The 11,750-nt window shown below is 72.6% G+C and carries 10 protein-coding genes; 6 read left to right on the forward strand and 4 right to left on the reverse strand.

The features are described 5' to 3' along the window. Positions 1-49 precede the first annotated feature (49 nt). A complete protein-coding gene (locus ACIRS4_RS11765) occupies positions 50-955 on the reverse strand; it encodes a 5'-3' exonuclease H3TH domain-containing protein (protein WP_404194021.1) in 906 nt (301 codons plus the stop codon). A gap of 313 nt (positions 956-1,268) precedes the next feature. On the opposite strand from ACIRS4_RS11765, the gene ACIRS4_RS11770 reads away from it, so the two are divergent. The 5 genes from ACIRS4_RS11770 (at position 1,269) to ACIRS4_RS11790 (ending at position 6,943) form a co-directional block, all read left to right on the forward strand. Beyond that, positions 1,269-2,351 (forward strand): glycine betaine/L-proline ABC transporter ATP-binding protein, encoded by a 1,083-nt coding sequence (locus ACIRS4_RS11770; protein WP_404193541.1) that lies wholly within the window; start codon positions 1,269-1,271, stop codon positions 2,349-2,351. After that, positions 2,344-4,158: an ABC transporter permease/substrate binding protein gene (locus tag ACIRS4_RS11775; RefSeq protein ID WP_404193544.1), complete on the forward strand. Its 1,815-nt coding sequence runs from the start codon at positions 2,344-2,346 to the stop codon at positions 4,156-4,158. The genes ACIRS4_RS11770 and ACIRS4_RS11775 overlap by 8 nt, the downstream gene beginning before the upstream one ends. A gap of 465 nt (positions 4,159-4,623) precedes the next feature. Continuing rightward, positions 4,624-5,190, forward strand: coding sequence for a helix-turn-helix domain-containing protein (locus ACIRS4_RS11780; RefSeq protein WP_404193546.1), 567 nt, complete (start codon positions 4,624-4,626; stop codon positions 5,188-5,190). After that, on the forward strand, positions 5,190-5,909 hold the full coding sequence (locus ACIRS4_RS11785; protein ID WP_404193549.1) for a helical backbone metal receptor: 720 nt from the start codon (positions 5,190-5,192) through the stop codon (positions 5,907-5,909). The genes ACIRS4_RS11780 and ACIRS4_RS11785 overlap by 1 nt, the downstream gene beginning before the upstream one ends. A gap of 71 nt (positions 5,910-5,980) precedes the next feature. Beyond that, positions 5,981-6,943 carry a LysR family transcriptional regulator gene (locus ACIRS4_RS11790; RefSeq protein ID WP_404193551.1) on the forward strand — a complete coding sequence of 321 codons (963 nt, stop codon included), beginning with the start codon at positions 5,981-5,983 and terminating at the stop codon, positions 6,941-6,943. 81 nt (positions 6,944-7,024) lie between these two features. Here the strand turns inward: ACIRS4_RS11790 and ACIRS4_RS11795 are convergent, their stop codons facing one another. From ACIRS4_RS11795 to ACIRS4_RS11805, 3 genes are all read right to left on the reverse strand, one after another. Then, a complete protein-coding gene (locus ACIRS4_RS11795; RefSeq protein WP_404193554.1) occupies positions 7,025-7,720 on the reverse strand; it encodes a gamma-glutamyl-gamma-aminobutyrate hydrolase family protein in 696 nt (231 codons plus the stop codon). A 174-nt stretch (positions 7,721-7,894) separates the two neighbouring features. Continuing rightward, positions 7,895-9,358 carry an ethanolamine permease gene (eat, locus tag ACIRS4_RS11800; protein ID WP_404193556.1) on the reverse strand — a complete coding sequence of 488 codons (1,464 nt, stop codon included), beginning with the start codon at positions 9,356-9,358 and terminating at the stop codon, positions 7,895-7,897. Positions 9,359-9,533: 175 nt separating this feature from the next. After that, positions 9,534-10,268, reverse strand: a complete 735-nt coding sequence (locus ACIRS4_RS11805) for a FadR/GntR family transcriptional regulator (RefSeq protein ID WP_404193559.1) — start codon at positions 10,266-10,268, stop codon at positions 9,534-9,536. A 119-nt stretch (positions 10,269-10,387) separates the two neighbouring features. Here ACIRS4_RS11805 and ACIRS4_RS11810 point away from each other — a divergent pair, with 119 nt between their 5' ends. Continuing rightward, positions 10,388-11,746, forward strand: a complete 1,359-nt coding sequence (locus ACIRS4_RS11810) for a glutamine synthetase family protein (RefSeq protein WP_404193562.1) — start codon at positions 10,388-10,390, stop codon at positions 11,744-11,746. The last annotated feature ends 4 nt before the right edge of the window (positions 11,747-11,750 follow it).

Consider the following 11,750-nt stretch of genomic DNA (forward strand, 5'->3'; position numbering starts at 1 on the left):
AGTTGGTTAGGTTTACCTAAGTTAGCATCCTCTGTGGTGAGTGCACCGCTCACGAACCCAGCGTCGTCAGCAGCCGCTGCAGCGAGCCGCCCAGCCCCCAGCGCCGCGCCAGTGCCTCCAGCGTCTCCGGCTCCCGTGGCGCGTGCGGCAGCGTGACGTCCACCTCCGGCAGCGCGACGTCCTCGGCGACCCGCACCACCTTCGGCGCGACCGCCACGTACGGGCGTGCCTCGTCGAGCCGCTTGCGCTGCGACGGCGTGAGCTTGGCCTTCGGGTCGTCGACCGCCGCCATGATCCCGGCCAGGTCGCCGAATTCGGCGAGCAGCTTGGCCGCGGTCTTCTCGCCGATGCCGGGCACGCCCGGAAGGCCGTCGCTCGGGTCGCCGCGCAGCAGCGCGAGATCCGCGTACCCGCGGCCGTCGACCCCATACTTCTCGCGCAGCCACGCCTCGTCCGTCACCTGGAGCGTGCCGACGCCCTTCAGCGGGTAGAGCACCCGCACCCCGCGCGCGTCGTCCACCAGCTGGTACAGGTCGCGGTCGCCGGTGACGATGTCCACCGGCCCCTTCGCCCGCGCGGTGAACGTGCCGATCACGTCGTCCGCCTCGTAGCCCGTCACCCCCACGCGCGCGATGCCGAGCGCGTCGAGCACCGCTTCGATGACCGGGACCTGCGGGGAGAGCGTGTCGGGGACCTCTTCCTCGTCCGGCCCGGCGGCGTGCTCCTCGGCGACCCTGTGCGCCTTGTAGGAGGGGATGAGGCCGACCCGCCAGGCCGGCCGCCAGTCGGCGTCCATGCAGGCGACGAGCTCGTCCGGCCGGTGGTCCTTGACCAGGCGGTCGATGAAGTCCAGCAGTCCGCGCACGGCGTTCACCGGCGTGCCGTCGGGCGCCTTCACCGAGTCGGGGACGCCGAAGTAGGCGCGGAAGTAGAGCGAGGCGGTGTCGAGGAGCATCAGCTGTCCGGTCACGCACGCATCATGCCGCACGCGCGGGCCCCCGACGCGAGCGCGTTCACCCGCCCGGCGCGGCCGAAGAACTCGGCGTGTGCGGCCGTCCGCCCGGGTGTGAAGGGGTCCGTATCGGCCGTGAAGGGCCTGTGAACTGGCCCACTGTCGCGTTTGCACCGCCGCGACCAGGGCAGGCGCGGCCTCGGAGCGGTGCCGGTTGCATGTTCAACCGTTCGCGATCGCCAAGGGGCCCCGGCCCCGGCAGGGCCGACGGCCTTCGGCGCCGCCTCCCCCCTGCCCCCTATGCGAGAAGGTATGTGTGTCCTCCAGGCTTGAGGCCGAGCACCTGTACAAGGTGTTCGGCAGACGACAGGACGAGGCGGTCGAACGGCTCCGTGGCGGAGCCGACCGCGAGGAGCTGCGCGGCGACGGCGCCACAGCCGCCGTCATCGACGCCTCCTTCGCCGTCGACCCCGGCCAGATCTTCGTCGTCATGGGCCTGTCCGGCTCCGGCAAGTCCACGCTGCTGCGCATGCTCAACGGACTGCTGGAGCCCACCTCGGGACGCGTCCTCTTCGACGGCCAGGACCTCACCGCGCTCGGCGACCGCGAGCTGCGCGAGGTCCGCGCCCGCAAGATCAGCATGGTGTTCCAGCACTTCGCGCTCTTCCCGCACCGCAGCGTCCTGGACAACGCCGCCTACGGCCTCGCCGTGCAGGGCGTCCCGCGCGCCGAGCGCGAGGAACGCGCGGCCGAGGCGCTGCGGCTGTGCGGCCTGGCCGGCTGGGAGAAGTCCTGGCCGGACGAGCTGTCCGGCGGCATGCAGCAGCGCGTGGGCCTCGCCCGCGCCCTCGCCACCGACGCCGACCTGCTGCTGATGGACGAGTCCTTCAGCGCGCTGGACCCGCTGATCCGGCGCGACATGCAGGACCAGCTGCTCACGCTCCAGCAGACGCTGAAGAAGACGATCGTCTTCATCACCCACGACCTCAACGAGGCCATGCGTCTCGGCGACCGCATCGCCGTCATGCGCGACGGCCGCATCGTGCAGACCGGTACCGCCGAGGACATCCTCGTGCGGCCCGCGAACGACTACGTCGCCTCCTTCATCCAGGACGTCGACCGCTCCCGCGTGCTGACCGCCGCGGCCGTCATGGACGCCGACGTCCGCGGCGACGAGGCCGACTGCGGCTGCGCCACCGCCACCGTCGACACGCCGTTCACCGAGCTGTGCGCGCTCAGCGCCCGCGTCCCCCACCCCGTCGCCGTGCTCGACGCGGAGCGCGCCCTCGTCGGCGTGGTCCCGCGCAGGCGTCTCGTCGCCTTCATCGGCGACGAACGGGACACCGAGGCCCGCTGCGACAGCGCGCGCACCGCCGACAAGGAGGCCGCCCGTGCCTAGGCTCCACCTCGGCGACTGGGTCGACTCCGGCGTCGACTGGCTCGTCGCCCACATGTCCTGGCTCTTCGACGCGATCAAGACCGTCGTCGAAGGCATGTACGACGGCCTCGACGCCGCACTCACCGCCCCCCAGCCGCTGCTGCTCGCGGGCATCCTCGCGGTGCTGGCCTGGTGGCTGCGCGGCTCGGTCGCGGGCGTCCTCGGCTTCGCCGGGTTCGCGCTCATCGACTCCCTCGACCTGTGGGAGGAGGCGATGTCCACCCTGTCCCTGGTGCTCGTCGCCACCGTGATCGCCCTCGTGGTCTCGGTCCCGCTGGGCATCTGGGCCGCCCGCTCCAAGACGGTCAGCGCGGCCCTGCGGCCCGTTCTGGACCTGCTCCAGACCATGCCGTCCATGGTGCTGCTGATCCCGGCGATCCTCTTCTTCGGCATGGGCGTCCCCGCCGGCGTCGTCGCCACCCTGATCTTCGCGCTCGCCCCCGGTGTGCGCATGACCGAACTCGGCATCCGCCAGGTCGACGCCGAGCTCGTCGAGGCCGCAGAGGCCTTCGGCACGACGCCACGCGACACCCTGCTGCGGGTGCAGCTGCCGCTCGCCCTGCCGACGATCATGGCGGGCGTCAACCAGGTGATCATGCTCGGTCTGTCGATGGTCGTCATCGCCGGCATGGTGGGCACCGGCGGTCTCGGCGGCGCCGTCAACGAGGCCATCGGCCAGCTCGACATCGGCCTCGGCTTCGAGGCGGGCCTCGGCATCGTCGTCCTCGCCATCTACCTGGACCGCATGACCGGCGCCCTGGGCACCCGTATCTCCCCCCTCGGCCGGCGCGCCGCCGCCAAGGCCCGTACGACGGTGTGGACCTACCGCCCCCGCCCGGCCGTGGCCCTCGCCGGGGTGTCCGCGCTCGCGCTCGTCGCCGGCGGCATGGGCGTCCTCGGCCCGAAGGCCGGCACCGCCGAGGCCTCCGCCGCCGACGTCGGCAAGGGCAAGGAGATCACCATCGGCTACATCCCGTGGGACGAGGGCATCGCCTCCACGTTCCTGTGGAAGGAGCTGCTGGAGGAACGCGGCTTCGACGTGAAGACCACCCAGTACGCCGCCGGCCCCCTCTACACGGGCCTGGCCACCGGCCAGATCGACTTCCAGACCGACTCCTGGCTGCCCACCACCCACGCCGAGTACTGGAAGAAGTACGGCAAGCAGCTCGACGACCTCGGCCAGTGGTACGGCCCCACCTCCCTGGAGCTGACCGTCCCGTCCTACCTGAAGGACGTCAACTCGCTGGCCGATCTCAAGGGCAAGTCCGCCCGGTTCGACGGGAAGATCACCGGCATCGAGCCCAGCGCCGGGATGATGGGCCTGCTCAAGGACAAGGTGCTGGGGGAGTACGGCCTCGACGGCGAGTACAAGGTCGTCGACGGCTCCACCCCGGCGATGCTCGCCGAGCTCAAGCGCGCCTACGCCAAGAAGGCCCCGATCGTGGTCACCCTCTGGTCGCCGCACTGGGCGTACAGCGAGTACGGCCTGAAGAAGCTGAAGGACCCGCGCGGCGCCTGGGGCAAGGGCGACGGCGTGCACACCCTCTCCCGCAAGGGCTTCGCCGCCGACAACCCCGAGGTCGGCAAGTGGCTGGAGAACTTCTCCATGACCGAGAAGCAGCTCACCGGCCTGGAGGCGGAGATCCAGGGCGCGGGCAAGGGCAAGGAGCAGGACGCCGTCCGCGGCTGGCTCAAGAAGAACCCGGGCCTGCTCGACAAGTTCGCGCCCGTGGCCGACGCGGGCGCCAAGAGCCGGGCGGCGGGGTGACCTGACAGTCCCGCGGCCGCCCGACGAGGGGCGGGCACCGACGTACGCGACGACGCGTGCGAAGGGCCCGCCCCTCTTCGACTTTCGCCTTCGCTCACGGCAAGGATCCGGCCAACCACGCAGCGCCATGTTCACACCCCGGCTCACCGCCCCGTCCGGCCCGGCCGACAGCCGCCCCACCAGCCCGGTCGAAGCCGGCGTCCGCCGGGAACACCCGGCGGCCGACGCGCATTGAACCGGAGAGGACGTCGACGGGGCGAACGTCACCCCCGTCGGCAGCCCGGCCGCGGTGATCGACTGGCGCGATCTGAGGGGTACCGCCGGGCGGCGTGCGCCCCCGATGCGGCGGCCCCGTGAAACGGTTTGCCGAACATGCGTAGGGTGCAGAGAACTCATCGGAAGAGGTGCGTCCGAACCTGGGCACACGGGTAGTCGGAGCGACGGGCGAAGGAGGGAGCCGGGGCCATGGGCGACCACAAGGAACAGCCCCTGCGGGTGGGCGCGGCCGTCCGGCGACGACGCCGGTCCCTGGACCTCACCCTCGCCGTCGTGGCCGCGCGCAGCGGCCTGTCCGTCCCGTTCCTCAGCCAGATCGAGAACGACCGGGCGCGGCCCAGCACCAGTTCCCTGGAGAAGGTCGCCGACGCGCTGCGCACCACGGCCGTCGAACTCCTCGCCGCCGCCGACCCGGCCTGCAGCGTCGACGTCGTCCGCGCCGAGCTCACCGAGCCCGGACCCGAGCCGCACAGCCGTTCCCTGGTGCGCGGCCACCACCAGATGCACGCCAGCGAGTACACCGGCGGCCACGAGGCCGGCCGCGAGTTCCAGTACCGCAACGACCAGTTGATGTACGTCGCGGACGGAGCCGTGGAGATCGAGGCGGAGGGCCGCGCCTACCGTCTCGGCCGGGGCGACACCCTCTACCTCACCGGCGGGGTCCGCCACCGCTGGCGGGCGACCGTCGCGGACACCCGGGTGGTCGTCGTCGCGGTCGCCGAGCACATCGAGGCGGTCCGGAACCGGAAGCGGTAGTGCGGGTCGTCTCCCTGGTGCCCTCCCTCACGGAGGCCGTCGCCGTCTCCCTCCCCGGCGTCCTGGCCGGCGTCACCGACTGGTGCACGCACCCGGCGAACCTCGACGTCCCCCGGCTGGGCGGCACCAAGAACCCGCGCGTCGACGAGATCGTCGCCCTCGCCCCCGACCTGGTCGTCGCCAACGAGGAGGAGAACCGGGGACCCGACCTCGCCGCACTGCGCGCCGCCGGCCTGGAGGTGCTGGTCACCGAGGTGCGGAACGTGCCGCAGGCCTTCCGCGAACTGGACCGGGTGCTTGACGCGTGCGGGGCGCGCAGCCGTCCGCGCTGGCTGGAAGAGGCCGAGGCGGCGTGGGCCGCCGTCGAGCCCGCCGCGCCCCGCAGAACCGCCGTGGCACCGATCTGGCGCCGTCCGTGGATGGTCCTGGGCCGGGACACCTTCGCCGGGGACGTCCTGTCCCGCCTGGGCGTCGACCACCTGTACGCCTCCCACGCCGACCGCTACCCGAGGATCCCCCTGGAGGAGCTGCGGGCCGCCGCCCCCGACCTGGTCGTCCTGCCCGACGAGCCCTACCGCTTCACCTCGGACGACGGCCCGGAGGCCTTCCCCGGCCTGCCTTGCGCGCTCGTCAGCGGACGGCTCCTCACCTGGTACGGACCGTCGCTCGCCGCGGCGCCACGGGCACTGGCCTCGGCGCTGCGAGCGGCCTGCCCCTGAGCGGACCGTCGGCGCTTCCCCCGGCGACGACGGCCCACCTGTACGGCTCCCGCCGGGCATAAACTTGGCTTATGGGCAGTTCGGGCAGGGGCGAGGACAGCCGGGCCGGGGACGGCGAGCAGGGCGGGAGCGGCAGGGGTGCGGGGTCGCTCGCGCACCGGGTTCCCGATCTCGGGGCGCTGGAGCTGCTGTTGGCGGTGGCCAGGGTGGGCAGCCTCGGGGCGGCGGCGCGAGAGCTGGGCATCACCCAGCCGGCCGCGAGCAGCCGGGTCCGGTCCATGGAGCGGCAGCTCGGGGTGGCCCTGGTGGACCGGTCGCCGCGCGGGTCGCGGCTCACGGACGCCGGGGCGCTGGTCACCGACTGGGCGCGGCGGATCGTCGAGGCGGCGGAGGCCTTCGACGCGGGGGCGCAGGCGTTGCGGGACCGGCGGGACTCGCGGCTCAGGGTGGCGGCGAGCATGACCATCGCGGAGTACCTGCTGCCCGGCTGGCTCCTCGCGCTGCGCGCGCAGCGGCCGGACACGGAGGTGTCGCTGCACGCGGGGAACTCCGCGGGCGTGGCGGAGCGGGTGCTCACGGGGGAGGCCGATCTGGGGTTCGTAGAGGGGCTCACGGTGTCGTCGGGGCTCGACTCCGCGGTCATCGCTCATGACCGTCTGATCGTGGTGGTCGCCCCCGGTCATCCGTGGGCGAGGCGGCGACGGCCGCTGCCGGCGGGGGAGTTGGCGTCCACGCCGTTGATCCTCAGGGAGAAGGGGTCGGGGACGCGGCAGGTGCTGGACGCGGCGCTCGGGGGGCTGGCGCGGCCGTTGATCGAGCTGTCGTCGACGACGGCGGTGAAGGCGGCGGCGGTCAGCGGGGCGGGGCCGGCGGTGCTGAGTGAGCTGGCGGTGGGGGAGGAACTGGGGATGCGGCGGCTGGTGAGTGTGCCGGTGGCGTCGGTGGTGCTGGCACGTGAGCTGCGGGCGGTGTGGCCCACGGGACATCGGCCCGCGGGACCGGCGCGCGAGTTGCTGTCGCTGACGCGAGGGTAGGGGCGGGAGCTCGGCGGCGCGGATCGGGCGGTCCGGGCAGGGGCGGGGGTCACGCCGGCGGGCCGGATGCGGCAGGGGGACTCAGGGGGTCGTGTCGGATGCCGCTTCGACCAGGCCCCGCATCACCCTCAGGTCCTGTGCCATCTCCGGGTGCCACTGGACCCCCAGCACCCAGCCCCGGGACGGCGGCGGTTCCACCGCCTCCACCGTGCCGTCCGCCGCGTAGGCCGACGGGATCAGGTCGGCGCCCAGGCGGTCCACCGCCTGGTGGTGGAAGGTGGGGACGGTCGTCTCCTCCGGGACGAGGGCGGCGTAGCGGGTCCCGGGGACCGGTTTCACCGGGTGCTCGCCGAAGACGCCCACGGTCTCGGCGTGGCCGTCGAGGTGCTGGACGAGGGTGCCGCCGGCGGCGACGTTCAGCAGCTGCATGCCGCGGCAGATGCCGAGCAGGGGGGTGCCGGCGGCCAGGGCGGCGTGGATCAGGGCGAGCTCCCACGCGTCGCGTTCCGGTGCGGGCGGGCCACAGCGCGGGGAGCGTTCGGCGCCGTAGTGCAGTGGGTCGACGTCCGGACCGCCCGCGATGACGAGGCCGTCCAGACGGGCGACGGCGTCGGTGGCGCGGGCCGGGTCGTCGGGCGGCAGCATCGCGGCGAGGCCGCCCGAGGTCTGCACCAGCCGGGGGTAGCCGACCGGCAGCAGGGCCGCCTCCAGCTCCCAGACGCCCCAGCGCGCGCCGCGCTCCAGGTACGTGCTCACACCGATCAGCGGCCTTGCCATGCGCACTCCCTCGTCTCCGGGCGTGTTTCGAAAGTCCCGTCTGGCTCGCGACGCCTGGCACGGCGCCTCGCCGCGTTGTCGGGATCGCCCGCGTACAACCAGTACGCGGGCGACCCTCCGCCTTGCGACGCACCGCACCAGACGCCGCGAGCCCCGCCCTCCGGGCGGACGACGCTACTCTCGAAACACGCCCTGGTCCCGGGTCAACTCTGCCTCGGCGGCGGCCAGCGCCGCGAACTCCTCCTCCGGCGCCTTCGCCACCAGACGCTTACGGCTGTAGAGCGCGAAGTAGGCCGCGGCCACCGCGTACACCGTCAGCGCGATGAGCGCGGCCGTCACGTCGACGAGGAACGTGGCGACCAGCGCCGAGCACGCGAGGACCAGCGCGACCGAGGAGGTCAGCACCCCGCCCGGGGTGCGGTAGGGCCGCTCCAGTCCCGGTTCGCGGCGGCGCAGCACGATGTGCGACAGGGACATCAGCGCGTAGCTGATCGTCGCGCCGAAGACGGCGATGTTCAGCATCCGGCCGCCGTCGCCGGTGCCGGCGGCCAGCGCGAAGCCGATCGTGCCCGGGACCAGCAGGCCCAGGTACGGCGCCTTGCGGCGGCTGGTCAGCGACAGGAACCGGGGCAGATAGCCGGCGCGGGAGAGGGCGAACAGCTGGCGGGAGCCGGCGTAGATCAGCGAGAAGAACGAGGCGACCAGTCCGGCGAGCCCGGCGTAGTTCACGAACCTGCTGAGCGCCGTGGCCTTCCCGTCCGGCTGGAGCGCCTCGACCAGCGGGTTGCCGGCCGCTTGGACGGCGTCGGAGCCGCGCGCCCCGGCCGCGGCGAAGAAGGTGACCACGGCCAGCACCACGAGGACGCCCATCGACCAGCGGATGGCCTTGGGCAGGGCGCGGGCCGGGTCCTTGGTCTCCTCGGCGGCGAGCGGCACGCCCTCCACGCCGAGGAAGAACCACATGCCGAACGGGAACGCCGCCCAGATGCCGAGCAGTCCCATGGGCAGCCAGGAGTTCGCGCCGAAGGCGGAGGCGTCGACCGGGATGTCGTCGAGCGAGGAGGCGTCGAAGCCGGGCAGCGCGCCCAGGGCGAACACGATGAGGGCGAACACCGCGATGCCGGTGACCACGAAGCTGAACCGCAGGGCCTCGCCGACGCCCCACAGGTGGATGCCGATGAAGATCGCGAAGCAGGCCAGGTAGACGGGCCAGCCGGACTCCAGGCCGAACAGGCCGAGCGACTCCACATAGTCGCCGATGAAGATCACGATGGCGGCCGGGGCGAGGACGTACTCGATGAGGATGGCCGTGCCGGTCAGGAAGCCGCCCCACGGGCCGAGGGCCCGGCGGGCGAAGCCGTAGCCGCCGCCGGCCGTGGGGAGGATCGCGGACAGTTCGGCGAGGGCGAACACCATGCAGGCGTACATGGTGCCCATGAGCACCGTGGCGATCGCCAGACCGCCGAAGCCGCCTTCGGCGAGGCCGAGGTTCCAGCCGGAGAAGTCGCCGGAGACGACGTAGGCGACGCCGAGGCCGGTGAGGAGCACCCAGCCGGCGCTGCCGCGGCGCAGCGTTCGGCGCCGCAGATAGTCGTCCGCCTCCTCGGCGGTGCTGGTGGGCGTGGATTCCAGGGACATGACGCGACTCCCCACGGGCGGTGGACGAACGCAGCGGTGGACGAACGCAAGGGAACTCAGGAGACCGCAGGGGAACTCGAGGGAACCCAATGGAATGGATGCATACCTTTGCGGTCCGTCGGCCGGATGGCAATACCCCTGCGTGAAACCCCCGTGAATCCCGCGTGTCCGCCGCTCACCCCAGGAAGCCGCGCAGCAGCGCCGCCGTGCCCGCGCAGTGCTCGCGCATCATCTCCCGCGCCCCGTCCGCGTCACCGTCGAGCACGGCCTCCACGATCGCGGTGTGCTGGCGCTGGGAGTGCTCCAGGTTGCGCACCAGCAGCGGGATGCAGTCCAGCAGGTCGTTGACGCTCGCCCGGACCGCCGCGTACCGGGCCGTCAGCGACGGCGATCCGCACAGCTCCGCGAGCGTGAGGTGCAGCAGCGTGTCCAGGCGGCGGTAGTCGGCGAGCGGCGCGTCGTGTGTGCGGGCCAGCGCGTCGCGCAGCCGGGCCTCCTGCTCGTCGTCGAGGCCGTGCGCCGCGCACAGCCCGGCCGCCCCCACCTCCAGCACCTCCCGGAAGCGCAGGACGTCCTCGACGTCGATCCGCTCGATCCGGCGCCGCAGCTCGTCCTCGCCGCCCGCGTCGGTCCGGGGCAGCACGAACGTGCCGCCGTAGCGCCCGCGCCGCGCCTCCACCAGGCCCTGGTCCTGGAGCACCTTCAGCACCTCGCGCAGCGTCACCCGGCTGATCCCGAGCCGCTCCGCCAGCTCCCGCTCGGCCGGCAGCCGCTCCCCGGCCGGCACCAGGCCCAGCCGGACGACCTGCAGGATCTGCTCAAGCGCCTCCTCGAAGCCGTTGCCCGCACGCACCGGCCGCAACACCGGCGTCAGCCGGTCGTCCGAGTCGCCCTCCGCGTCCAGAGCCATGTGGTCGCGCCCCCTTCCCAAACAATGGTTCTCCGCAATACCTTATGGCTCTCGGCCCGGCCGGAGAAGTGCGCGGCGGCCCGAAGGACAGCGCGCAGCAGCCCGAAGGAGGCCCTCCCGTGGCAGACCGCACACCCCCGCTCAGCGTCGAGGAACTGCACGCCCTCGTCGCCGGCGGCGAGATCGACACTGTCGTCCTGGCCTTCCCCGACATGCAGGGCAGACTCCAGGGCAAGCGGTTCGCCGCCCGCTTCTTCCTCGACGAGGTGCTCGACCACGGCACGGAGGGCTGCAACTACCTCCTCGCCGTCGACGCCGAGATGAACACCGTCGAGGGCTACGCGATGTCCTCCTGGGACCGCGGCTACGGCGACTTCGCCATGCGCCCCGACCTGAGCACCCTGCGCCGGGTGCCCTGGAACGAGGGCACCGCCCTGCTCATCGCCGACCTCGCCTGGGACGACGGCGCCCCGGTCGTCGCCGCCCCCCGCCAGATCCTGCGCCGCCAGCTCGAACGCCTCGCCGACCTCGGCTACACCGCCCAGGTCGGCACCGAGCTGGAGTTCATCGTCTTCAAGGACACCTACGAACAGGCCTGGGACGCGAACTACCGGGGCCTCACCCCGGCCAACCAGTACAACATCGACTACTCCGTCCTCGGCACCGGCCGCATCGAACCCCTGCTGCGCCGGATCAGGAACGAGATGCAGGCCGCCGGCCTGACCGTCGAGTCCGCCAAGGGCGAGTGCAACCCCGGCCAGCACGAGATCGCCTTCCGCTACGACGAGGCCCTGGTCACCTGCGACCAGCACGCCGTCTACAAGACCGGCGCCAAGGAGATCGCCGCCCAGGAGGGCGTGTCGCTCACCTTCATGGCCAAGTACAACGAGCGCGAGGGCAACTCCTGCCACATCCACCTCTCCCTCGCCGACGCGTCCGGCGACAACGCGATGGCCGGACCCGACGGCATGTCCGACGTGATGCGGTACTTCCTCGCCGGCCAGCTCGCCGCCCTGCGCGACTTCTCCCTGCTGTACGCGCCCAACATCAACTCCTACAAGCGGTTCCAGCCGGGCTCCTTCGCGCCCACCGCCGTCGCCTGGGGCCACGACAACCGCACCTGCGCCCTCCGCGTCGTCGGCCACGGCCGCTCCCTGCGGTTCGAGAACCGGCTCCCCGGCGGAGACGTCAACCCGCACCTCGCCGTCGCCGGACTCGTCGCGGCCGGCCTGTACGGCATCGAGCAGAAACTCGAACTGCCCGAACCCTGTCCGGGCAACGCCTACACCGCCGACTACGCCCACGTGCCCACCACCCTGCGCGAGGCCGCCGAACTGTGGGCCGACAGCCCCATCGCCAAAGCCGCCTTCGGCGACGAGACGGTCGCCCACTACGCCAACATGGCGCGCGTCGAACTGGCCGCCTTCGACGCCGCAGTCACCGACTGGGAGCTGCGCCGCTCCTTCGAACGCATGTGAGAGG

It is taken from the genome of Streptomyces sp. NPDC101166 (genome assembly GCF_044768125.1).
Classification (GTDB): Bacteria; Actinomycetota; Actinomycetes; order Streptomycetales; family Streptomycetaceae; genus Streptomyces.